Origin of the sequence: Streptomyces sp. BPTC-684 (genome assembly GCF_030028635.1) — a bacterium.
Taxonomy (GTDB): Bacteria; Actinomycetota; Actinomycetes; order Streptomycetales; family Streptomycetaceae; genus Streptomyces; species Streptomyces noboritoensis.
In genome coordinates this window covers 668,374-691,197 of record NZ_CP124863.1, presented here as the reverse complement: position 1 = coordinate 691,197, position 22,824 = coordinate 668,374, and the positions used below count along the sequence as shown (strand labels likewise).

Annotated in this window: 19 protein-coding genes, 1 pseudogene and 1 riboswitch; of the genes and pseudogenes, 15 read left to right on the top strand and 5 right to left on the bottom strand. The window is 72.2% G+C overall.

Features of this window, described 5'->3' with window-relative positions; translation table 11 throughout:
* The first annotated feature begins 10 nt into the window (after positions 1-10).
* Positions 11-162, top strand: a riboswitch (cobalamin riboswitch).
* 183 nt (positions 163-345) lie between these two features.
* Positions 346-2,667, top strand: a complete 2,322-nt coding sequence (gene metE / locus QIY60_RS03055) for a 5-methyltetrahydropteroyltriglutamate--homocysteine S-methyltransferase (RefSeq protein WP_283141005.1) — start codon at positions 346-348, stop codon at positions 2,665-2,667.
* Positions 2,668-2,727: 60 nt separating this feature from the next.
* Here the strand turns inward: metE and QIY60_RS03050 are convergent, their stop codons facing one another.
* Complete coding sequence (locus tag QIY60_RS03050) at positions 2,728-3,522, bottom strand: VOC family protein (protein ID WP_283141004.1); 795 nt, start codon at positions 3,520-3,522, stop codon at positions 2,728-2,730.
* A gap of 238 nt (positions 3,523-3,760) precedes the next feature.
* Between QIY60_RS03050 and QIY60_RS03045 the strand changes: the two genes are divergently transcribed.
* The 5 genes and pseudogenes from QIY60_RS03045 to QIY60_RS03025 all read left to right on the top strand — a co-directional run bounded on the left by QIY60_RS03045 (position 3,761) and on the right by QIY60_RS03025 (position 7,459).
* Entirely contained in the window at positions 3,761-4,669 is a 909-nt protein-coding gene (locus tag QIY60_RS03045) for an ABC transporter substrate-binding protein (RefSeq protein WP_283141003.1), read from the top strand.
* Positions 4,670-4,782: 113 nt separating this feature from the next.
* Positions 4,783-5,172 (top strand): cell division protein SepF, encoded by a 390-nt coding sequence (locus QIY60_RS03040; RefSeq protein ID WP_283141002.1) that lies wholly within the window; start codon positions 4,783-4,785, stop codon positions 5,170-5,172.
* 123 nt (positions 5,173-5,295) lie between these two features.
* On the top strand, positions 5,296-6,420 hold the full coding sequence (locus QIY60_RS03035) for an ATP-binding protein (protein WP_283141001.1): 1,125 nt from the start codon (positions 5,296-5,298) through the stop codon (positions 6,418-6,420).
* Positions 6,417-6,737 (top strand): annotated as a pseudogene (locus QIY60_RS03030) (nucleotide pyrophosphohydrolase); the annotation flags it as partial. The gene QIY60_RS03035 and the pseudogene QIY60_RS03030, both read left to right, overlap by 4 nt.
* Positions 6,738-6,967: 230 nt before the next feature.
* A complete protein-coding gene (locus tag QIY60_RS03025) occupies positions 6,968-7,459 on the top strand; it encodes a DUF6099 family protein (RefSeq protein ID WP_101390628.1) in 492 nt (163 codons plus the stop codon).
* A gap of 26 nt (positions 7,460-7,485) precedes the next feature.
* On the opposite strand, the gene QIY60_RS03020 is transcribed toward QIY60_RS03025, so the two are convergent.
* Positions 7,486-7,716, bottom strand: coding sequence for a hypothetical protein (locus QIY60_RS03020; protein ID WP_283141000.1), 231 nt, complete (start codon positions 7,714-7,716; stop codon positions 7,486-7,488).
* A gap of 248 nt (positions 7,717-7,964) precedes the next feature.
* On the opposite strand from QIY60_RS03020, the gene QIY60_RS03015 reads away from it, so the two are divergent.
* The 6 genes from QIY60_RS03015 to argF all read left to right on the top strand — a co-directional run bounded on the left by QIY60_RS03015 (position 7,965) and on the right by argF (position 16,578).
* A complete protein-coding gene (locus QIY60_RS03015; RefSeq protein ID WP_283140999.1) occupies positions 7,965-8,894 on the top strand; it encodes an LLM class F420-dependent oxidoreductase in 930 nt (309 codons plus the stop codon).
* Between the two features lie 2 nt (positions 8,895-8,896).
* Entirely contained in the window at positions 8,897-9,844 is a 948-nt protein-coding gene (gene mmuM, locus QIY60_RS03010) for a homocysteine S-methyltransferase (protein ID WP_283140998.1), read from the top strand.
* Between the two features lie 178 nt (positions 9,845-10,022).
* A complete protein-coding gene (locus tag QIY60_RS03005; protein ID WP_283140997.1) occupies positions 10,023-11,489 on the top strand; it encodes a 3' terminal RNA ribose 2'-O-methyltransferase Hen1 in 1,467 nt (488 codons plus the stop codon).
* Positions 11,486-14,152: a polynucleotide kinase-phosphatase gene (locus QIY60_RS03000; protein WP_283140996.1), complete on the top strand. Its 2,667-nt coding sequence runs from the start codon at positions 11,486-11,488 to the stop codon at positions 14,150-14,152. The genes QIY60_RS03005 and QIY60_RS03000 overlap by 4 nt, the downstream gene beginning before the upstream one ends.
* A gap of 99 nt (positions 14,153-14,251) precedes the next feature.
* The gene (locus tag QIY60_RS02995; RefSeq protein ID WP_283140995.1) at positions 14,252-15,484 is read left to right on the top strand and encodes an arginine deiminase; all 1,233 of its coding nucleotides are present in this window, start codon (positions 14,252-14,254) and stop codon (positions 15,482-15,484) included.
* A 62-nt stretch (positions 15,485-15,546) separates the two neighbouring features.
* Positions 15,547-16,578, top strand: a complete 1,032-nt coding sequence (argF, locus tag QIY60_RS02990; RefSeq protein WP_283140994.1) for an ornithine carbamoyltransferase — start codon at positions 15,547-15,549, stop codon at positions 16,576-16,578.
* On the opposite strand, the gene QIY60_RS02985 is transcribed toward argF, so the two are convergent.
* Positions 16,538-16,999, bottom strand: coding sequence for an ATP-binding protein (locus QIY60_RS02985; protein ID WP_283140993.1), 462 nt, complete (start codon positions 16,997-16,999; stop codon positions 16,538-16,540). The two genes, argF and QIY60_RS02985, sit on opposite strands and share 41 nt — an antisense overlap.
* 586 nt (positions 17,000-17,585) lie before the next feature.
* Here QIY60_RS02985 and QIY60_RS02980 point away from each other — a divergent pair.
* The 3 genes from QIY60_RS02980 (at position 17,586) to QIY60_RS02970 (ending at position 21,314) form a co-directional block, all read left to right on the top strand.
* Positions 17,586-18,413 carry an enoyl-CoA hydratase family protein gene (locus tag QIY60_RS02980; protein ID WP_283140992.1) on the top strand — a complete coding sequence of 276 codons (828 nt, stop codon included), beginning with the start codon at positions 17,586-17,588 and terminating at the stop codon, positions 18,411-18,413.
* Between the two features lie 3 nt (positions 18,414-18,416).
* On the top strand, positions 18,417-20,732 hold the full coding sequence (locus tag QIY60_RS02975; protein ID WP_283140991.1) for a bifunctional salicylyl-CoA 5-hydroxylase/oxidoreductase: 2,316 nt from the start codon (positions 18,417-18,419) through the stop codon (positions 20,730-20,732).
* A gap of 126 nt (positions 20,733-20,858) precedes the next feature.
* Positions 20,859-21,314 carry a TerB family tellurite resistance protein gene (locus QIY60_RS02970; protein ID WP_266984794.1) on the top strand — a complete coding sequence of 152 codons (456 nt, stop codon included), beginning with the start codon at positions 20,859-20,861 and terminating at the stop codon, positions 21,312-21,314.
* A 64-nt stretch (positions 21,315-21,378) separates the two neighbouring features.
* Here the strand turns inward: QIY60_RS02970 and QIY60_RS02965 are convergent, their stop codons facing one another.
* Positions 21,379-22,341: a M56 family metallopeptidase gene (locus QIY60_RS02965; RefSeq protein WP_283140990.1), complete on the bottom strand. Its 963-nt coding sequence runs from the start codon at positions 22,339-22,341 to the stop codon at positions 21,379-21,381.
* A gap of 4 nt (positions 22,342-22,345) precedes the next feature.
* The gene (locus QIY60_RS02960; protein ID WP_283140989.1) at positions 22,346-22,771 is read right to left on the bottom strand and encodes a BlaI/MecI/CopY family transcriptional regulator; all 426 of its coding nucleotides are present in this window, start codon (positions 22,769-22,771) and stop codon (positions 22,346-22,348) included.
* Between the last annotated feature and the right edge of the window lie 53 nt (positions 22,772-22,824).

Sequence of the window (22,824 nt, the reverse complement as noted above, 5' to 3'; positions counted from 1 at the left end):
GGCGCGTCGCAAGAGGGAACCCGGTGGGAATCCGGGACTGCCCCGCAGCGGTGAGCGGGAACGACCGCCGTCATACGCACTGGGCCCGGCCGGGTCTGGGAAGCGACGGCCAGTAGGTGTCCGCCGGGAGACCGGCAGGCGTGCCCGCGAGTCCGAAGACCTGCCCGTTGCCCGTGCGCGACCGACCGCGCGCGGAGATCTTGGTGACCTCGTGGGCGGGTCGGCGGGACAAGAGGCGGTTCGAGCGCGGGCACCGTTCCGCGTAGGCCGCCCTGTCTGTCATCCCTTCGCGCCCACGACCCGTACCGGGGTCGATTTCGGGACATTCTCGCGAAGGAGAGTTTCGTGACCAGCAAGTCCGCAGCCGCGGCGGCACGGGCCACCGTGTACGGCTACCCCCGCCAGGGCCCCGACCGGGAACTCAAGAAGGCCGTCGAGGGCTACTGGAAGGGCCGCGTCGGCGCCGACGCCCTCCGTGACACCGCCCGCGACCTGCGCCGCGCCAACTGGCGCCGGCTCGCGGAGGCGGGCGTCGACGAGGTGCCCACCGGTGACTTCTCGTACTACGACCACGTCCTCGACACCAGCGTGATGGTGGGGGCGATCCCCGACCGGCACCGCGCCGCCGTCGAGACCGACACGCTGGACGGCTACTTCGCCATGGCCCGCGGCACCCAGGACGTGGCGCCGCTGGAGATGACCAAGTGGTTCGACACCAACTACCACTACCTGGTCCCCGAACTCGGCCCGGGCACCGTCTTCACCGCCGACTCCGGCAAGCAGGTCGCCGAGCTCACCGAGGCGCTGGCGCTCGGCCTCGCGGCCCGGCCCGTCCTGGTCGGACCGGTCACCTACCTCCTCCTGGCCAAGCCCGCCCCCGGCGTCGACGCCGACTTCGAGCCGCTGGCCCTGCTGGAGCGGCTGCTGCCCGTGTACGCCGAGGTGCTCGCCGATCTGCGGGCGGCCGGCGCCCAGTGGGTGCAGCTCGACGAGCCCGCCCTCGTCCAGGACCGCACCCCCGCCGAACTGGACGCCGCCGCCCGCGCCTACCAAGCGCTCGGCGGCCTCACCGACCGCCCCAAGCTGCTGGTCGCCTCCTACTTCGACCGCCTCGGCGAGGCCCTGCCCGTCCTCGCCAAGGCGCCCGTGGAAGGCCTCGGCCTGGACTTCACGGGACCGGCCGCCGCCAACCTCGACGGCCTCGCGGCCGTCGGCGGGCTGCCCGGCAAGCGGCTGGTCGCGGGCGTCGTCGACGGCCGCAACATCTGGATCAACGACTACGAGAAGTCCCTCGCCACCCTCGGCACGCTCCTCGGCCTCGCCGGCACCGTCGACGTGGCACCGTCCTGCTCACTGCTGCACGTCCCGCTCGACGCGACGGCCGAACGCGACATCGACCCGCAGATCGCCCGCTGGCTCGCCTTCGCCCACCAGAAGACCGCCGAGACCGTGACGCTGGCCCGCGGCCTCACCAGCGGCACCGGCGCCATCGCCGCCGAACTCGCCGCCAACCGCGCCGACCTGGCCTCGCGCGCCGGCTCCGCCCTCACCCACGACCCGGCGGTACGCGCGCGTACGTCGACGGTCACCGAGGCGGACGGCCGCCGCTCCCAGCCGTACGGCGAACGCGCACCGGCCCAGCGCGCCCGCCTGCGACTGCCTCTGCTGCCCACGACCACCATCGGGTCGTTCCCGCAGACCACCGAGGTGCGCTCCGCCCGCGCCGACCTGCGCGCCGGACGCGTCGACACCGCGGGCTACGAGGAGCGCATCAAGGCCGAGATCCGCGAGGTCGTCGCCTTCCAGGAGAAGGCGGGCATCGACGTCCTCGTCCACGGCGAGGCCGAACGCAACGACATGGTGCAGTACTTCGCCGAGCAGCTGACCGGCTACCTCGCCACCCAGCACGGCTGGGTCCAGTCGTACGGCACGCGCTACGTCCGCCCGCCGGTCCTGGCCGGCGACATCTCCCGGCCGAAGCCGATGACGGTGCGCTGGACCGCCTACGCCCAGTCGCTCACCGACCGCCCCGTCAAGGGCATGCTCACCGGACCGGTCACCATGCTGGCCTGGTCGTTCGTCCGCGACGACCAGCCGCTCGCCGAGACCGCCCGCCAGGTGGCGCTCGCCCTGCGCGACGAGGTCGACGACCTGGAAACGGCGGGCACTTCGGTCATCCAGGTCGACGAGCCCGCCCTGCGCGAGACGCTGCCGCTGCGCGCCGCGGACCGCGCGGCCTATCTGGACTGGGCCACGGAATCGTTCCGCCTGACCACCGCGGGCGTACGTCCCGACACCCAGATCCACACCCACATGTGCTACGCCGAGTTCGGTGACATCCTCCAGGCCATCGACGACCTCGACGCCGACGTCATCAGCCTGGAGGCGGCCCGCTCGCACATGCGGGTGGCCGACGAGCTCGCCGCCGCGGGCTATCCGCGCGAGGTGGGGCCTGGTGTCTACGACATCCACTCGCCGCGCGTACCGAGCGCCGAGGAGGCGGCCGCACTGCTGCGCAAGGGGCTTGCGGCCATCGCGCCGGAACGGCTCTGGGTCAACCCCGACTGCGGGCTGAAGACCCGCGGCTGGACCGAGACGAGGCAGTCCCTGGAGAACCTCGTCGAGGCCGCCCGGACGATCAGGACGCAGGTGCGGCAGGGGGCTTGACACGGCCGGGGTGTTCGGGCACGCGCGCGTGCCCGAACACCCCGGGACCCATCCGGCCCGCTACACGTCGGCCATCTGCGGCATCTCGCCCTGTGTCGTCTGCAGGTCGATCACCGAGAACGACGCGCCCTGCGGATCGCTGAGCGCCGCGAACCGGCCGAAGGGCGTGTCCATCGGCCCGAACCGCCGCACCCCGCCCCGCTTGACCGCCTTCGCCACCGCGTCGTCGCAGTTGTCGACCGCGAAGTACACGTTCACGTACGAGGGGACCTCGGGCGGGAACTCCTCCGTCATCTTCATGCGCCCCATGACCATCTCGTCACCCACGCTGAAGACCCGGAAGTCGGCCGCGTCGTCCTGCATCTGCTTCGCGCCGTACGGGAACACCGCGGGCAGGAACGCGTCGACCTTCGCCGGGTCGCGGGTGAAGAACTCGGCCCAGCAGAACGCGCCGGGCACGCCCTTGGCCTCGAAGCCCTCGTGGCTGCCCGCCTGCCACACGCCGAAAACGGCGCCGCTGGGCTCGCGGGCGATCGCCATCGAACCGAAGTCACCGACCTGCATCGGCTCCATCAGCACCTCGCCGCCGTTGTCCTTGATCTTCTTCGCGGTGGCGGCGACATCCGGCGACGCGAGGTAGAGACACCACGCCGACTGGCCCTCCTGGCCCGGCATCGGAGGCACGACGGCTGCCACCGCCCTGCCGTTCGCGTACGCCTGTGTGTAGTTGCCGTACTCCGACGACGCCTCGCCGAACGTCCAGCCCAGCACGTCACCGTAGAAGCTCTTCGCTCCCTCGACATCGGTGAACATCGCATCGGCCCAGCACGGAGTGCCCTCTGGTTCTGCGGCCATGACTGTGCTCTCTCCTGTGTGACAGACGGTCCGGCTTGCCACGCTAGCCAGCCGCCCCCGACCCCGCGCGTCGAGCACTCCCAAGCGCCGGGGCGCGGACGACCGGAGCGCCGAAAGGGGTGACGCGCTGGGACGGCGGGCAGGTAATCGGGTACGGATCCTGGCGGGGCGGGACGACTCGGGCGTAGCGTGACCCGGCGCTGGCGCGCACAGCGACCTACAGGGGGCATGTGACCTCATGGACAAGCCGGTCTGGCAGTTCTCGGACGACCGCGGGCAAGTGGCGACGGCGGGGGCGGTACCCACCCGGGTGACCGCCTACATCCAGGCCGGAGCCACGCTCTGGGACCACGGAGTCGGCCCCGGAGCCGTCTTCGGCTCCTTCCACGACGGGGCCGCGCCCGACCGCGCCAAGGCCGGCGGGCTGCCCCTGGACCGCCTGCGCTACCTGGGCGCGGGCGCCGCCCTCGACCTCGACGTACTGCTCCAGGGCACGCCCGACCTCGTGGTGGCCGTCAGCTACGGCGGCGGCCAGGTCTACGGCCTCGCCCCCGAGACGGCCAAACACCTGGAAGAACACGTTCCGGTGGTCGTCATCGACATCGGTCACTCGCGCTCCCTGGCAGAGATCAGGGACCGTTTCACCGACCTCGCCCGCGCCCTCGGCGGCGACCGCCACCACGAGGACGCCGCCCGCCTCCTCGACGCGGCGCAGCGCCGCCTGCGCACCGTGACGGCCGCCACGCGCGCGTACGCGGAGACGGACCCGCCCGCGGGGCCCCGCGTACTCGCCCTCTCGCCCGCCGGGACCGACCAGGTCCACGTGGCGCGCCCGGGCGCCTGGCCGGAGCTGCGCGCACTGGCCGAGCACGGCGTCCACCTGGTGGAGCCGCCCGCCGGAACCGGGGCGAACTGGACGACGCTCACCTGGGAGGAGGCGGCCGCCCTGCCCGCCGAGATCGTCCTGTCCGACGTACGGGTGAACGCCACCCCCGTCGAGCAGCTGCGCGCCGACGCGCACTGGAGGGCGATCGAGGACCGCGCGCGCGTACTGCCGTGGAACCCGGAGACGCCGTGCAGCGCCCGGGCCCACGCCCGGTTCTTCGCCCTGGTCGCCGACGCGATCGACTCCCGGACCGCACGTTAGTACGCCTCGGTTCGGACAACTTCACAGCTCAGAGCCGTGTCGGAGTTGGGCTGAACGGGTGAGCGGCGTCATCATGGCCGGATGCAGATACAGCACATGGGCGAGGTGGTCCGGTGAGCAGGTACGACGTCACCGATGAACAGTGGGAGGGGCTCGCCCAGGTCGTTCCGCTGCGCAGTCGCAACGAGTGGCCGTCGCGCGTCGACCACCGCACCATCCCCAACGAGTACGCGGCCGTCGCACAGCGCCGCTTCGTGGTCCTGCGCGTCCAGGTCTTCGCGGACGCGCGCGAGGTCGCCGAATACATGATGGCGCAGACCCCGGTCCTGCTCGATCTGACGGGCGCGGACACCGAAGTCGCCAAGCGCATCCTCGACTTCAGCAGCGGAGTGGTCTTCGGCCTGGGCAGCGGAATGCACCGGGTCGACCGCAACGTCTTCCTCCTCGCCCCCGTCGGCACGGAGGTGGAGGGCATCGCCGAGGCCGTCGTCCCGCATGCATAGGGCCCTCTCCGGTGCGGGAACCGGCCCAGGGCCGTCTCCCGTGCGGGGAACCGTCCCTCATTCGTAGGAAGGTGATCGAGGCGTAACGGTTCGTCACGTTTCTCGCTCATACGGTTCCGTTCCATGAACGGAACCTGTGACCGGCCCACCGTCACCGAACTGCGGCTCTCCGCCTTCAAGTCGCACCGCGGCGCGGTCTTCCCGCTCGGCCCGCTCACCTTCCTGGCGGGACCGAGCGGCAGCGGCAAGTCCAGCGTCCTCCAGGCGTACGAGGCACTGGCCCGGCTCGGCTCCGGCGCCACCCTCGCCTCGGCGTTCCCCGACCCCGCCGGCTGCGTACCGGAACGCGCCGAGGCCGACGCCCAGGGCCGCCGAGGGTTCCGCATCGGCTGCACCGTCGACGGTCCGGCCGGGCCCGTCCGGCTCGACCTCGCCGTCCAGGCCGAGCCGGAACTCCGCGTCGTCGGCGAACGTTTGACCAGCGACGGCGACACCCTCCTGTCCACCGCCCTGCGCGACCCCGGCCGCTCCACCGTGCAGGCCGCCTGGCACACCGCCGGCGCCGTCCCGGTCACCCGCGCCCCGCTCCCCGACGACCGGCTCGGCACCGCCCTGCTGCCGCTGCGCGTCGCCGGGAAGACCGAGGGACAGCTGCGGGTCCTCGCCGCCGCCGAGCAAGTGGTCGTCGCCCTGCGGTCCGTGTTCGCCTGCGACCCCCAGCCGCAGCGCATGCGCGAATCCGTCCCGCCCGGCCAGGGACGGCTGCGGCGCGGCTGCGACAACCTCGCCGAGATCCTCTCCCGCACCGCCGAGGAGTGCACCATCCGGCACGCCCGGCTGGTCACCGCGGCCCGCGCGGGCTGCGCCGGCCCGGTCACCGCGCTCGCCGCCGAAGAACTGGCCGACGGCACGTTACGGGCCGTGGTGGGCCGCGGCGAACGCACACCCACGCCCGTGGCCCGCCTGGGCGAAGGCGAACTGCGCTACCTCGCGCTCGCCCTGGTCCTGCTCACCGGCCCCGGAGTGCTCGCCGTCGACACCGTCGCCGAGATCCCGTCCGCCATGCAGACCCTCACCGTCCTCACCGACGGCTTCGACCGCGGCCTCGACCGGCGCCAGGCCGGCGAACTGGCCTCACTGGCCGCCGAGATGTGCCGACGCGGCCACATCCGCCTCACCGGCACCGTCACGGACGCCGGGTGCGCCCGAGGAGTCCAGGGGGCGGCAGTGGTAGACCTGGAGCCGTGACCGAACTCGACGTAGCGGGACTCCAGCGCCGACTGGCCGACTTCGCGGCCGCGCGCCACTGGCAGCCCTTCCACACCCCCAAGAACCTCGTCTCCGCCCTCAGCGTCGAGGCCTCCGAACTCCTCGAGATCTTCCAGTGGCTGACCCCCGAGCAGTCCGACCGCGTCATGCGCGACCCCGACCGCGCCCACCGGGTGACCGACGAAGTCGCCGACGTCCTGGCCTACCTCCTCCAGCTCTGCCAGGTCCTCGGCATCGACCCGCTCGCCGCGCTCTCCGCCAAGATCGACCGCAACGAGCTCCGCTTCCCCGTCCCCACCGCCCCGCCCGCCCCGCAACCCTCCACCGGGCAGGCCCCTGCACAAACCGGCCCCGCCCCTGTACGAAACCCCGAAGAAAGTCCAAACGGTCACTCTTCGGAGTGAGCGAGTTATTCAAAACCCCCTGCTCGTCCACAGATTTCCCAATTCCTCTGGCTTTCCTGGCCTCAGAAGCTCACTCTAGGTAGTGACGGGGAAACGGATCGTCGTATGAACGGGGGCGGCGCATGGACGCGGTACGGCTCATCGGAGTGAGCAGGTTGGCGCTCGCGGAAAGCACCGCGGCGCTGGAGATCGTCGCCGAGGCCTGGCAGGCACAAGCCCTCGCCCAGGCCATCGGAAGCCACCTGGCGGCCACCGGCCCGCCGGAGCTCAGGGGCGAAGCGCGCGGCCTCAGCGAAACCGGCGGCCGCGGCTGCGGCGCCCTCGACCACCCCGGGCTGCGCATCGGCGGCATCCGCGCCACCCAGCTCTCCGAAGTCACCGACGCCAGACAGACCCTGACCGGACTCGGCGGCCTGCTCGGAGACGTCGGCATGGCCCTCGTCGGCGTCGCCTGCGCCACCGACGAAGAAGGGCTCTACTGGCAGTGCATCGAAGCGATCGACGCCGCCGACGAGTCGAGCGACCGGGTCCGCGGAATGCTCCGCAGACTCACCGTGCGCGAGCAGGAAAGACGGCCCGGCGCCCTGCGCGACTCGACGGCGGGGCCGTCATGACCGGACGGAAGCCGCCACACCGGCACTCACACGCCCGTGGAGCGGCCCTCCACGTGCCCACCGGCGTCCCGCCCCGGCGCCACCCGCTCGGCGGACGACTGCAGATCCGCGTCGAGCTGCGACAGATCCGCGTTCAGCGCCGCCATCAGCTCCTCCATCTGCTGCAGCAGCCCCTTCGGCGCACCTTTCTGCTCGGGCGCGGACTGCCCGGCCGGCTCCTGCGGCACGGCCTGTTCCGGCACGGCTTCCTGGGACATGGCGGCCTCCTCGGCCCAAGCCCTCCCGCGCGGCTGCGGGGGTGGCAGTTCGACAGACGCGTCGGCAACGGCCGCCGGCGCGCGGGCCGGGCGGTCCGGCTCCGCCCGAGCCAACGACCACTCAGCGCGACAGTCACTGGTCAGGGCCCGCGCGGCCCGTCAGGTGGACGATATTCACCCGACTGGGCAGCCATCGCGCATGCGGCAAGGGCGGGGTTGACGACAGTTCGAAGGTGCAGGATGGATGCATGGATCTTCGAATCTTCACGGAGCCCCAGCAGGGCGCCGACTACGACACCCTCCTCGCCGTCGCGAAGGCCACCGAAGCCCTCGGATTCGACGCCTTCTTCCGCTCCGACCACTATCTGCGGATGGGCTCCGCCGACGGCCTCCCGGGCCCCACCGACGCCTGGATCACCCTCGCCGGACTCGCCCGCGAGACCAGCCGCATCCGCCTCGGCACACTGATGACCGCCGGGACCTTCCGGCTCCCCGGCGTCCTCGCCATCCAGGTCGCCCAGGTGGACCAGATGTCCGGCGGCCGCATCGAACTCGGCCTGGGCGCGGGCTGGTTCGAGGACGAACACAAGGCGTACGGCATCCCCTTCCCGAAGGAGAAGTCCGCACGGCTCGAAGAGCAACTGGCCATCGTCACCGGCCTCTGGGCCACCGAGACCGGCAAGACCTTCAACCACGACGGCACCTACTACCAGCTCACCGACTCGCCCGCGCTCCCCAAGCCCGCCCAGGCCAAGGTGCCGGTCCTGATCGGCGGCCACGGCGCGGTCCGCACCCCACGGCTGGCCGCACGGTACGCCGACGAGTTCAACATCCCGTTCGCCTCCCTGGCCGACAGCGAGCGGCAGTTCGGCCGGGTGCGCGCCGCCGCCCAGAGCGCCGGGCGCAGCCCCGACGACCTCGTGTACTCCAACGCCCTGGTCGTCTGCGTAGGAAAGAACGACGCCGAAGTGGCGCGCCGGGCGGCCGCCATCGGAAGGGAGGTGGAAGAGCTCAAGGCGAACGGGCTGGCGGGCTCGCCCGCCGAAGTGGTGGAGAAGATCGGCGCGTACGAGGCGATCGGCTCGTCCCGGATCTACCTCCAGGTTCTCGACCTGGACGACCTCGATCACCTCGAACTGATCTCCTCCCAGGTCCAGTCCCAGCTGAACGGGGCCTGACCGTGCGGCCCGCCCGTCCACTCGCCGACGCCCTGGCCGAACGGACCGTGGTCCTCGACGGCGGCCTCTCCAACCAACTGGAGGCCCAGGGCTGCGACTTGAGCGACCCGCTCTGGTCGGCCCGGCTGCTGGCCGACGACCCGAGCCAGATCGAGGCCGCACACGAGGCGTATGTACGGGCGGGCGCACAGGTGCTGATCACATCCAGCTACCAGGCGACGTACGAGGGCTTCGCCCACCGGGGAGTGCCCCGCCGCGAGGCGACGGCCCTGCTCACCCGGAGCGTGGAGCTGGCAAGGGGGGCGGGGGAGAGGGCGGGGAGGGGGGTGGGGGGAGGGGAGGGGGAGCCCCCCAAGAACGCCGAAGTCTGGATCGCCGCCTCCATCGGCCCCTACGGCGCCTTCCTGGCCGACGGCAGCGAGTACCGGGGCGGGTACGGGCTTGCGGTGAAGGAGCTGGAGCGCTTCCACCGCCCCCGCGTCGAGACGCTGGCGGCGGCCGGGCCGGACGTGCTCGCGCTGGAAACCGTGCCCGACGCCGACGAGGCCGAGGCGCTGCTGCGGGCGGTCGAGGGGTGCGGCGTACCGGTGTGGCTGTCGTACAGCGTGGAGGGGCCGCGGACCAGGGCGGGCCAGCCGCTGGAGGAGGCGTTCGCGCTGGCGGTGGGCCTGGACCAGGTGATCGCCGTGGGCGTGAACTGCTGCACGCCCGCCGACGCGGACCACGCCGTGGAGCTCGCGGCGTCGGTCACGGGCAAGCCGGTGGTCGTCTACCCCAACAGTGGGGAGCGCTGGGACGCGGAGGCCCGGTCGTGGCGGGGCGGGGCCACGTTCGACCCGTCCCGCGTGCGTGCCTGGCGCACGGCGGGCGCCCGCCTGGTGGGCGGCTGCTGCCGAGTGGGGCCGGGGGAGATGGCACGGCTGGCGGGGTTCGTGGCGGAAGAGGAGTGAGAGACGGGACGGGCTGATCCCAGGGGTGGAGCGCCGGGCGGGAACGGGCTGACGCCGAGGACGGCGTATCGAACCGGGCACGACGGGTCGGCATGCACCGCCCGGCTCGGCGCGCCGCTCCTGGCACCCACGGGAAAATGCCTGGTAGGAGCCCTCCAAACCGGGTGATACTCGACGCGTGTTCCTGACAATCACCACGACCGGTACCCCTGAACGCCCCGCCACCGACCTCGGGTTTCTGCTGCACAAGCATCCCGGGAAGGCGCAGGCGTTCTCCACGTCGCACGGCACCGCGCACGTCCTCTACCCCGAGGCGACCGCCGAGCGCTGCACGGCCGCGCTGCTCCTGGAGGTGGATCCGGTCGCGCTGGTGCGGCGGGGCAAGGGCAAGGGCCGTGGCGGAGCTCCCGATTCCGCGCTGGCGCAGTACGTCAACGACCGCCCGTACGCGGCCTCGTCGCTGATGTCCGTCGCGCTGAGCACCGTCTTCAAGAGCGCCCTGCGCGGTGTGTGCAACGCGCTGCCGGAGCGGGCGGAGGCGCCGTTGCCGCTGCGGATCGAGGTGCCCGCACTGCCCGCGCGCGGTGGCGCCGACCTCGTACACAAGTTGTTCGGGCCGTTGGGCTGGGCCTCGGTCTCGGCGGAGCCCGTAGCGCTGGACAAGGAGTTCCCGGAGTGGGGCGAGTCCCGTTATGTGCGGCTCGTGCTGGAAGGGGAGCTGCGGCTCGCGGACGCGCTGCGGCAGCTGTACGTGCTGCTGCCGGTGCTCGACGACGCCAAGCACTACTGGGTCGCGCCCGACGAGGTCGACAAACTGCTGCGCGCCGGTGACGGCTGGCTGGCCGACCACCCCGAGCAGAAGCTGATCACCAGCCGCTATCTGTCCCGGCGCTGGGGGCTGACCCGGCAGGCGATGGAGCGCCTCGAACTGGTCCGGCTGGCCGAGGCCGATGACATCGCGGTCGAGGCCATCGACAACGCGGTGGACGAGACGACCGACACCGAGGACCGGCCCGTGCCGCTCGCCGTGCAGCGGCGCGACGCCATCCTGGCGGCGCTGACCGCCGCCGGGGCGAGCCGCGTGCTCGACCTGGGCTGCGGCCAGGGCCAGTTGGTGCAGGAGCTGCTCAAGGACGTCCGGTTCACCGACATCGTGGGCGTGGACGTCTCGATGCGCGCGCTGACGATCGCCGCGCGGCGGCTGCACCTCGACCGGATGGGCGAGCGCCAGGCCGGGCGGATCACCCTGATGCAGGGCTCGCTCGCGTACACGGACAAGCGGCTCAAGGGGTACGACGCGGCCGTGCTGAGCGAGGTGATCGAGCACCTCGACCTGCCTAGGCTGCCCGCGCTCGAGTACGCGGTGTTCGGCGCGGCGCGCCCGCGAACGGTGATCGTGACGACGCCGAACGTCGAGTACAACGTGCGCTGGGAGTCGCTCCCGGCCGGGCATGTGCGCCACGGCGACCACCGGTTCGAGTGGACGCGCGCGGAGTTCCGCGACTGGGCAGCTTCGGTGGCCGAACGGCACGGGTACGGCGTCGAGTTCGTGCCCGTGGGGCCGGACGACGCCGAGGTGGGTCCGCCCACCCAGATGGCTGTATTCGAGATGATCACGACCGTGAAGGAGGCGAACGCCGCATGAACGCCGAGAACGACACCGACTCCGAGGCCGGTACCAGCATCAATACGAGTGCCAGCACCAGCACCAGTGCTGAGACGAACACGGAGACCGGGACTGGAGCTGGGACAGGGACCGCCCCCGGAACCCCGACCCCGCCCCGCAAGCGCGCGCTCGCCGTCCCCGACCTTTCCCTCGTCGTCCTCGTCGGCGCCACCGGATCGGGCAAGTCCACTTTTGCCCGTCGGTACTTCAAGCCCACCGAGGTCATCTCGTCCGACTTCTGCCGCGGCCTGGTGGCCGACGACGAGAACGACCAGAGCGCCAGCGGCGACGCGTTCGACGTGCTCCACTACATCGCGGGCAAGCGGCTCGCGGCCGGGCGGCTGACCGTCGTCGACGCCACCAGCGTGCAGGTGGAGAGCCGCAGACAGCTGGTCCAGCTGGCCCGGGAGCACGATGTGCTGCCCGTGGCCATCGTCCTCGATCTGCCCGAGGAGGTGTGTGCCGCCCGCAACGCGGCCCGGCCCGACCGCGCCGGCATGCCCCGCCAGGTCATCGCGCGGCACCGCCGTGAGCTGCGGCGTTCGCTGCGCGGCCTGGAGCGGGAGGGGTTCCGCAAGGTTCATGTCCTGCGCTCCGAGGCGGAGGTGGACGGCGTCGAGATCGCGATCGAGCGGCGCTACAACGACCTCACCCACCTCACCGGTCCCTTCGACATCATCGGTGACATCCACGGCTGCCGCTCGGAGCTGGAGACACTGCTGGCGAAGCTGGGCTACGTGGACGGCGCGCACCCCGAGGGCCGTACGGCGGTCTTCGTCGGTGACCTCGTGGACCGCGGCCCGGACAGCCCGGGTGTGTTGCGCCGCGTGATGAAAATGGTGGCCGATGGTAACGCTCTGTGCGTTCCCGGGAACCATGAGAACAAGCTCGGACGTTATCTGGGTGGCAAGAAGGTCCAGCGCACCCATGGACTGGCGGAAACCATCGAGCAGTTGGACAGGGAGGACGATGGATTCAAGGAACAGGTGAAGGAGTTCATCGACGGGCTCGTCAGCCACTACGTGCTCGACGGCGGCAAGCTGGTCGTCTGTCACGCGGGTCTGCCCGAGAAGTACCACGGGCGTACGTCAGGGCGTGTTCGCTCGCACGCGCTGTACGGCGAGACGACCGGCGAGACCGACGAGTTCGGCCTGCCCGTGCGCTACCCGTGGGCCGAGGACTACCGGGGTCGCGCGGCGGTCGTCTACGGCCACACGCCCGTCCCGAACACGTCGTGGATCAACAACACCATCTGCCTGGACACGGGTGCGGTGTTCGGCGGAAAGATGACTGCGCTGCGCTGGCCGGAGCGCGAGCTCGTCGACGTGCCTGCCGAGAGGGTCTGGTACGAGCCGGTCCGTCCGCTGGCCACCGAGGCGCCCGGTGGCCATGACGGACGCCCGCTCGACCTCGCCGATGTGCACGGCCGCCGGGTCGTGGAGACCGGGCAGCTGGGCAATGTGGCGGTGCGCGAGGAGAACGCGGCGGCCGCGCTCGAAGTGATGAGCCGGTTCGCGGTCGACCCGAGGCTGCTCGCGTATCTGCCGCCGACGATGGCACCGACGGCGACCTCACGGGAGGAGGGGTATCTGGAACACCCGGCGGAGGCGTTCGCGCAGTACGCGGCGGACGGGGTCGCGCGGGTCGTGTGCGAGGAGAAGCACATGGGCTCGCGGGCGGTGGCCCTGGTGTGCCGTGACGCCGAGGCGGCGCGCGAGCGGTTCGGGGTGGAGGGGCCGACGGGTGCCCTGCACACCCGCACCGGTCGTCCGTTCTTCGACGACGCGGCCGTCACCGAGGAGGTCCTCGGGCGGCTGCGGGCGGCCGTGTCCGCGGCCGGGCTGTGGGACGAGCTCGGTACGGACTGGCTGCTGTTCGACGCCGAGCTGATGCCGTGGTCGCTGAAGGCCTCGGGGCTGCTGCGTTCGCAGTACGCCGCGGTGGGTGCCGCGTCCGGGGCGGTCTTCCCGGGTGCGCTGGGGGCTCTGGAGGCGGCCGCGGCGCGCGGTGTCGACGTGGACGGGCTGCTTGCGCGGCAGCGTGAGCGGGCGCGGGACGCGGAGGCGTTCACCGACGCGTACCGGCGGTACTGCTGGACCACGGACGGCCTGGAGGGGGTGCGGTTCGCGCCCTTCCAGATCCTGGCCGCCCAGGGCCGCAGCCTGGCCGCGGTGCCGCACGACGAGCAGCTGGCGTGGCTGGACCGGCTGGTCGAGCACGACCCGACCGGTCTGCTCCAGGTCACCCGGCGTCTGGTCGTCGACACCGGCGACGAGGCTTCGGTGCGGGCCGGTGTCGACTGGTGGCTGGAGCTGACCGGTGCGGGCGGCGAGGGCATGGTGGTCAAGCCGCTCCAGGCGCTGGCCCGGGACGGCAAGGGGCGCCTCGTGCAGCCCGGCATCAAGGTGCGCGGACGTGAGTATCTGCGGATCATCTACGGTCCGGAGTACGTGCGCTCCGAGAACCTGGAGCGGCTGCGGCAGCGCTCCTTGGGCCACAAGCGGTCGCTGGCGCTGCGGGAGTACGCGCTGGGCCTGGAGGCGCTGGACCGGCTGGCGGCGGGGGAGCCGCTGTGGCGTGTCCACGAGGCGGTCTTCGCGGTCCTGGCCCTGGAGTCGGAGCCGGTGGACCCCAGGCTGTGACGCCGTGGGGGCGCGGCCGTGCGGCCGCGCCCCCACGGGCCGGGGCCGAAGCCGCCGGTTCGCCGGGTGAGCGGGCTGCGGGCGGGACAGGATGGGGACATGGGATTCCATGTCGACTCCGAGACCGGGCGGCTGCGCCGCGTCATCCTGCACCGGCCCGATCTGGAGCTGAAGCGGCTCACTCCGAGCAACAAGGACGCTCTCCTCTTCGACGATGTGCTCTGGGTGCGCCGGGCCCGCCAGGAGCACGACGGCTTCGCGGACGTGCTGCGCGACCGCGGGGTCGAGGTGCACCTCTTCGGCGATCTGCTGCGCGAGTCGCTGGCGATCCCGCAGGCGAGACGGCTCGTACTGGACCGGGTCTTCGACGAGAAGGAGTACGGGCCGCTGGCCACCGGGCATCTGCGCGAGGCGTTCGACGAGCTGTCCGCCGCCGAGCTCGCGGAGGCGCTGGTGGGGGGTATGACCAAGCGGGAGTTCCTGGAGCGCCACGCCGAGCCGGTGTCCGTCCGGTTCCACGCGATGGACCTGGACGACTTCCTGCTGGGCCCGCTGCCCAACCACCTCTTCACGCGTGACACCTCCGCCTGGATCTACGACGGGGTGTCCATCAACGCGATGCGCTGGCCCGCCCGGCAGCGCGAGACGGTCCACTTCGAGGCGATCTACCGTCACCATCCGCTCTTCGCGGGCCCCGAGGCCGGGCGGTTCCACACCTGGTCGAAGGGGCAGAGCGACTATCCCTCGACCATCGAGGGCGGCGACGTGCTGGTGATCGGCAATGGCGCGGTGCTCATCGGGATGAGCGAGCGGACGACTCCGCAGGCCGTGGAGATGCTGGCGCGCGGGCTCTTCGCGGCCGGTTCCGCAGGGACGATCGTGGCGCTGGACATGCCCAAGCGCAGGGCCTTCATGCACCTCGATACGGTGATGACGATGGTCGACGGAGAAACCTTCACTCAGTACGCCGGGCTCGGCATGCTCCGCTCGTACACGATCGAGCCGGGCGCCGGTGAGCAGGAGCTGAAGGTGACCGACCATCCGCCGGAGCACATGCACCGCGCCATAGCGGCGGCGCTGGGCCTGGACGGGATCCGGGTGCTGATGGCCACCCAGGACGTGCACTCGGCGGAGCGCGAGCAGTGGGACGACGGGTGCAACGTCCTGGCGGTCGAGCCGGGCGTGGTGGTGGCGTACGAGCGCAATGTCACCACCAACACGCATCTGCGCAAGCAGGGCATCGAGGTGATCGAGATTCCCGGCAGCGAGCTGGGGCGGGGGCGGGGCGGGCCGCGGTGCATGAGCTGTCCCGTGGAACGCGATGCCGTATAGTGATGCGTTGAATCGCATATACTTACAGTGTTCCCGCCTTCCGTCACCCAGGAGCAGTCACCATGGCGACAGACCTCGCAGGCCGCCACTTCCTCAAGGAGCTGGACTTCACCGCCGAGGAGTTCCGCGCTCTGGTGGGCCTCGCCGCCGAGCTCAAGGCCGCCAAGAAGGCGGGCACCGAGGTCCAGCGGCTGCGCGGGCGGAACATCGCGTTGATCTTCGAGAAGCCGTCGACGCGTACGAGGTGCTCCTTCGAGGTTGCGGCCGCCGACCAGGGTGCCTCCACGACGTACATCGACCCGGCGGGCTCGCACATCGGCAAGAAGGAGTCGGCGCGGGACACCGCACGGGTGCTCGGCCGGATGTTCGACGCGATCCAGTTCCGCGGGGACGCCCAGGAGACGGTCGAGACCCTCGCCGCGCACGCGGGCGTGCCGGTCTACAACGGCCTCACCGACGCCTGGCACCCCACCCAGATGCTCGCCGACGTCCTCACCATGACCGAGCACACCGACAAGCCCCTCGACCGGACCGCTTTCGCCTATCTGGGTGACGCCCGGTACAACATGGGCAACTCCTACCTGTTCACGGGCGCGCTGCTCGGCATGGACGTACGGATCGTGGCGCCCAAGGCGTACTGGCCGGCCGATGACGTCGTCGCCCTCGCGCACCGGGCCGCCGAGCGGAGCGGGGCCCGGATCACCCTCACCGAGGACATCGCCGAAGGCGTGGCGGGTGCGGACTTCGTCGCCACCGACGTCTGGGTGTCGATGGGCGAGCCGAAGGAGATCTGGGCCGAGCGGATCAAGGCGCTGGCGCCCTACGCCGTGACCATGGACGTCCTGCGCGCCACCGGCAACGCGGACGTCAAGTTTCTGCACTGCCTGCCCGCCTTCCACGACCTCGGCACGGCGGTCGCCCGCGAGATCCACGAGCAGTACGGGCTGGCCGAGCTCGAGGTCACCGACGAGGTCTTCGAATCCGTGCACTCGGTGGTCTTCGACGAGGCGGAGAACCGCCTGCACACCATCAAGGCGGTCATGGTCGCGACGCTTACGGGAACTCCGGCAGGGGCGGACGCGCCGGCAGCGTGAACCACACCGCCTTGCCGTGCGCGGTGGGACGGTGACCGCAGGCCGAGCTCAGGGTGCGGATCAGCAGCAGGCCCCGGCCGTGCTCCTGCCACGGGTCGGGCTCGGCGTCGGGTTCCGGGGTGCCGAGGTCACCCGGCGGCAGCGGGGAGCGGTCGTGGACCTCGACCTGGCAGCCCGAGTCCAGCAGCTCCACGACCAGCTCGATGGGCTGGTCGGCGGCGGTGTGCTCGACGGCGTTGGCCACCAGCTCGGCCGTGAGCAGTTCGGCGGTGTCGCTGTCGGCGGGGGCGTCGATGTCCGCCAGCGCGGTACGGATCAGGGCGCGGGCGATGGGGACGGCGGCGTTGGTGTGGGGGAGCGGGATGCGCCAGGAGGCCGGGGCGCCGGCCGGGTCGCGGGCGGCGCCGGAGGGGTCGGGCACGGCGGGGGTTTCCGTTCGGTCGCGTGGAGCGTCCGGGGCGCGGGGGGTGCGCGGGGCGCTGCTACTCGCTTTCAACTTTACGAACCGGGGCAAGGGGTCGGATAGAGCCCCCTGGCAGGCGGCGAAAGGGACGTGCGACGCACCGAAGAGGGGCCCTTCGCCCCGCCTCTCCGCCCCGGCGCCGCCGCCGCGCGTTGGGGCGGCCCTTGCCCGGGGCGCGCCCGGTCCCGCGCTCGGCTGGGCGTGCCTGCCCGCCGCACCTCCTCCTCGGCGGCGCCACCTCGACTCGGGCGGGCTCTTTCGGGTCGCAGCCCGGTCCCTTCGCTCGCCTGGGCGTACCTACCCGCCGGCTCTCCTCCCCGGCGCCGCCGCCTCGCCCCAGGCCGGCCCGGATCGCAGCCCGGCCACACGCTCACCCGCGCGTACGCGGCCGCGCCGCACCCCATGCGCGCGCCCACCCGGCGTAACCGCCCGGCCCGCACCCCCACCCGTCCCTCCCCATATCGCGTACTCGTGACGACGGTCACACATCAGTGATACCTTCGAGGTGCAGGCATCTGGCAGCCCGCTGAGGAGGCCGCACTTCATGAGCCCGTTCCCCAGCTCCGCACCCCGTACCGAAAACTGGCGCCACCTGCGGCTTTCCGTGGAGGACGGGGTGGCCACCGTCACCCTCGCCCGGCCCGAGAAGCTGAACGCGCTCACCTTCGGGGCCTACGCCGACCTCCGCGATCTGCTCGCCGAGCTCGCCCGCGAGCGGGCCGTGCGCGCCCTGGTGCTCGCGGGCGAGGGGCGCGGCTTCTGCTCCGGCGGTGACGTCGACGAGATCATCGGCGCCACGCTCTCCATGGACACCGCCCAGCTGCTCGACTTCAACCGGATGACCGGCCAGGTCGTACGGGCCGTGCGGGAATGCCCCTTCCCGGTGATCGCGGCGATCCACGGCGTCGCGGCCGGTGCGGGCGCGGTCCTCGCGCTGGCCGCGGACTTCCGTATCGCCGATCCCTCCGCCCGGTTCTCCTTCCTGTTCACCAAGGTCGGCCTCTCCGGCGGCGACATGGGCGCGGCCTATCTGCTGCCGCGCGTCGTCGGGCTCGGCCACGCCACCCGGCTGCTGATGCTCGGCGAGCCGGTCCGCGCGCCCGAGGCCGAACGGATCGGCCTGCTCAGCGAGCTCACCGACGAAGGGCAGGCCGACGCGCGCGCCGCCGAGCTCGCCCGCCACCTCGCGGCCGGACCCGCCCTCGCGTACGCGCAGACCAAGGCCCTGCTCACCGCCGAACTCGACATGCCGCTCGCCGCCGCCGTCGAACTCGACGCCGCCACCCAGGCGCTGCTGATGAACGGGCAGGACTACGCCGAGTTCCACGCCGCCTTCACCGAGAAGCGGCCCCCCAAATGGCAGGGGCGCTGAGCCGTGCCCGGGCCCCGGGACAGCACCCCTGACCCCGCCGCCGAACGGCCGCTGCGGATCGCGGTCATCGGCGGCGGTCCCGGCGGGCTGTACGCCGCCGCACTGCTCAAACGGCTCCGCCCCGAACGCGAGATCACCGTCTGGGAGCGCAACGCCCCCGACACCACCTTCGGTTTCGGAGTCGTCCTCTCCGACGAGACCCTCGGCGGGATCGAGCACGCCGACCCCGTGGTGTACGAGGCGCTGAAGGCCGAGTTCGTCCGGTGGGACGACATCGACATCGTCCACCGCGGCCGCACCCTCACCTCCGGCGGGCACGGCTTCGCCGCGCTCGGCCGGCGCAGGCTCCTGGAGATCCTGCACCAGCGCTGCCGCGCCCTCGGCGTGCACCTGCGCTTCCGCACCGAGGCGCCGCCCGCCGTCGAACTCGCCACCGGTTACGACCTGGTCATCGCGGCCGACGGTGTGCACAGCGCCACCCGCGAGACGCACGCCGAGCACTTCGCGCCCCGTATCACCGGCCACCGCTGCCGCTACATCTGGCTGGCCGCCGACTTCGCCTTCGACTCCTTCCGCTTCGAGATCGCCGAGACCGAGCACGGCGTGATGCAACTGCACGGCTATCCGTTCTCCGCCGACTCCTCCACCGTCATCGTCGAGATGCGCGAAGAGGTCTGGCGGGCGGCCGGGTTCCACGAGCTCGACGAACAGGGGTCGGTGGACCGCTGCGCCAAGATCTTCGCGGACGCCCTGGGCAACCGGCCGCTGCGGAGCAACAACTCCTCCTGGACCGTCTTCCGTACCGTCGTCAACGCGCACTGGTCGTACGGCAACACCGTGCTGCTCGGCGACGCCGCCCACACCGCGCACTTCTCCATCGGCTCCGGCACCAAGCTCGCCGTCGAGGACGCCCTCGCCCTGGCCGCCTGCGTCGAGGAGCAGCCCACCCTGCCGGCCGCCCTCGCCGCGTACGAGCTGGAGCGCAGGCCCGTCGTCGAGTCCACCCAGCGCGCGGCCGCCGCCAGTCTGCGCTGGTTCGAGGAGCTGGCGCTCTACCTCGACCAGCCGCCCCGGCAGTTCGCCTTCAACCTGCTCACCCGCAGCCGCCGGGTCACCCACGACAACCTGCGGCTGCGCGACCCCGGCTTCACCGGTGTGGTCGAGCGCGACTTCCCCTGCCCCTCCGGCACGCCTCCGATGTTCACCCCCTTCCGGCTGCGCGGGCTCGAACTGCGCAACCGCGTCGTCGTCTCTCCCATGGACATGTACAGCGCCGTGGACGGCCTCCCCGGCGACTTCCACCTCGTCCACCTCGGCGCCCGGGCCCTGGGCGGCGCGGGCCTGGTCATGACCGAGATGGTGTGCGTGAGCGCGGAGGGCCGCATCACTCCGGGGTGCACCGGTCTCTACACCCCCGAGCAGGCCGCGGCCTGGCGCCGGGTCACCGACTTCGTGCACCGGCAGGCCCCCGGCACCGCCATCGGCGTCCAGCTCGGCCACTCCGGGCGCAAGGGCTCGACCAAGCTGATGTGGGAAGGCATCGACGAGCCGCTCGACGACGGCAACTGGCCCCTCGCCGCCGCCTCACCGCTCCCTTACCGCCCCGGTGTCAACCAGGTCCCGCACGCGCTCGACCGCACGGGGCTGACCGACATCCGCGAGCAGTTCGCCGCGGCGGCCTGGCGGGCCGCCCGCTGCGACTTCGACCTGCTCGAACTCCACTGCGCCCACGGCTACTTGCTCTCCGGATTCCTCTCCCCTCTCACCAACCAACGCACGGACGCCTACGGTGGTTCCCTCGCCAACCGGCTGCGCTTCCCGCTGGAGGTGTTCGACGTGCTGCGGGGCATCTGGCCCGCCGATAGGCCGATGACCGTCCGCATCTCCGCGACCGACTGGGCGCCGGGCGGCACCACCGCCGAGGAGTCCGTGGAGATCGCCCGCGCGTTCGCCGCGCACGGCGCCGACGCCATCGACGTGTCCACCGGGCAGGTCGTCCCGGACGAGCGACCCGAGTTCGGCCGCTCGTACCAGACGCCGTACGCCGACCGGATCCGCAACACGCTCGGCGTGCCCGTCATCGCGGTCGGGGCGATCTCGTCCTGGGACGACGTGAACTCGCTGCTGCTCGCGGGCCGCGCCGACCTCTGCGCCCTCGCCCGGCCCCATCTCCACGATCCGCACTGGACCCTGCACGCGGCCGCCGAGCAGGGCTACTCGGGACCCGGAGCGCCCTGGCCGGCGCCGTACCGGGCGGGCAGCCGCAGGCCTCCGACCGGCCGTACGGACGCGCCCAGACCGCGGCTCACCCTGAAGTGAGCCGGGAGTGAGCCGCGGCTCGCAGGGAAATCTCGCAGGGAAATGACGCGCCGTGGGAACCATTCGGCCCGCCCGTCAGTTTCTACAGCGTTGTAGAAGTGACTATCGAGACCAGATGGAGACCTCATGGCCCTGTGGGACCGCTTCAAGGAGTCCGCGTCGACCATGCAGACGCAGCTGCTCGCCAAGAAGAACGACCTGAAGAGCGGTGCGTTCCGGGACGCCAGCATGGCGATGTGCGCCCTGGTCGCCGCGGCCGACGGCACCGTCGACCCGTCCGAGCGGCGCCGCGTCGCGCAGCTCATCTCCACCAACGAGGTGCTGCAGAACTTCCCGGCCGACGACCTCCAGCGCCGCTTCGACGACTACCTGAACAAGCTCACCGCCGACTTCGACTTCGGCAAGGTCAGCGTGTTGCAGGAGGTCGCCAAGGCGAAGAAGAAGCCCGCCGAGGCGCGCGCGGTGATCCAGATAGGCATCGTCATCGGCGGCGCCGACGGCGACTTCGACAAGACGGAGCAGGCCGTCGTGCGGGAAGCCTGCTACACGCTGGACCTGCCGCCGGCTGAATTCGACCTGTAGGAGGGCCCGTTCTGCCTGTAGGAACGCCCGTTCCGTGAGCCGGGCCGCCCGCCGGGGCGGCCCCTCACAGCACGGTCGCGGCCTTCAGCACCGTGAAGAGCGTCACGGTCGCGTTCGCCGACGACAGTGCCGAGACCGCCGCGCCGACCGCGGCGGTCCACAGCGCGAGCCCGGCCGCCGTCCACGCGGGCGGCAGCGCGGGCGCCGGGGGCACCGGGCCGAGCAGCGCCGCCACCCGGCGCGGCACCGGCCCGGCCGTCGCGAACCCCACCAGCGCGGTCGCCGCGCCCCGGCCCGCCGCCGGGCGCGACACCAGCGCGGCCCTGCCGATGGCCCGGGCGACCGTCCTGCGGTCGCCCACCGTCCGCGCCGCGTCCTCGTCCGCCCAGCGCTCGGCGGTGTACGCCACGGCGGTGCGCAGCGGGCGCAGGAACGGGTTCGCGCGCGCCGCGAGCCCGGCCGCCAGCAGGAACCGGTGGTGGCGCGCCGTCAGATGCGCCTCCTCGTGCGCGATCAGCGCCTGCCGTTCGCGCGCGTCGAGGCTCTCCAGCATCGCGCGCGACACGACGATCCGCCCGCGCGTCCCGGCCGCACCGCGCCCGCCCGGCAGGGCGTACGCGTAGGCCCGCGAGTCGTCGGGCAGTAGGGCCAGCCTGCCCTCGGGCAGCCCCGCCAGCGCCCGGGCCGCGCGCGTACGCACCCGCCGGTGCAGCCACACCAGGTGCGCGCACGCCCCGGCGACCGTCACCAGGAGCGGAATCGCCGCCTGGCCCACCACCTCGTCGTACGGCAGCACGGCCCGCACCTCGGGGTCGGCCCACGCGTCGGGCAGCGGATTGCCCGGCAACTGCGCCGTGCCCACCACCATCAGCAGCATCAGGCACAGGGTGCTGCACAGCGCGAGGACGCCGCCGACCGTCGCGAGCAGCCATGTCGCCGCGCGCGGATGCAGTTGCTGCTCGGCCAGCCGGGCGATCGGCCAGGCGGTCAGCGGCAGGACGAGCGGCAGAAAGACGAACACACCCACCGCGTCAGTCCCCGGTCTCCGCTTCGGCGCCGTCCGCATCGGCCAGGCCGTCCACACTGTCCGCGCCGTCGAGCAGCGTGCGCAGCAGTCGCTCGTCGTCGGGTGAGAGCGCGGTGACGAAGCTGGCCAGCACGGCGCCCCGGTCCGGCTCGCCGTCCAGCACCTTGCGCATCCGCAGCGCCGCGAGCCCGGCCTCGTCGGCCGCCGGCGTCCACACGAACGAGCGCCCCGCGCGCTCCCGGGTCACCGACTGCTTGGCGTACAGCCGCGACAGGATGGTCACGACGGTGGTGTACGCGAGCGCTCCGCCGATCCGCTCCCGCACCCAGCCGGCGGTCACCGGCCCCGCCGCGTTCCGCAGCGCCGCCAGGACCTGGGCCTCCAGCTCACCCTGCCCCCGCCTGCGGGCGCGCCTGTCCTCATCCGTCACTTCGTCATCCTACTGAGGGTGCCGAATCCTCCGGAGGGGTCCGGCAACATCCT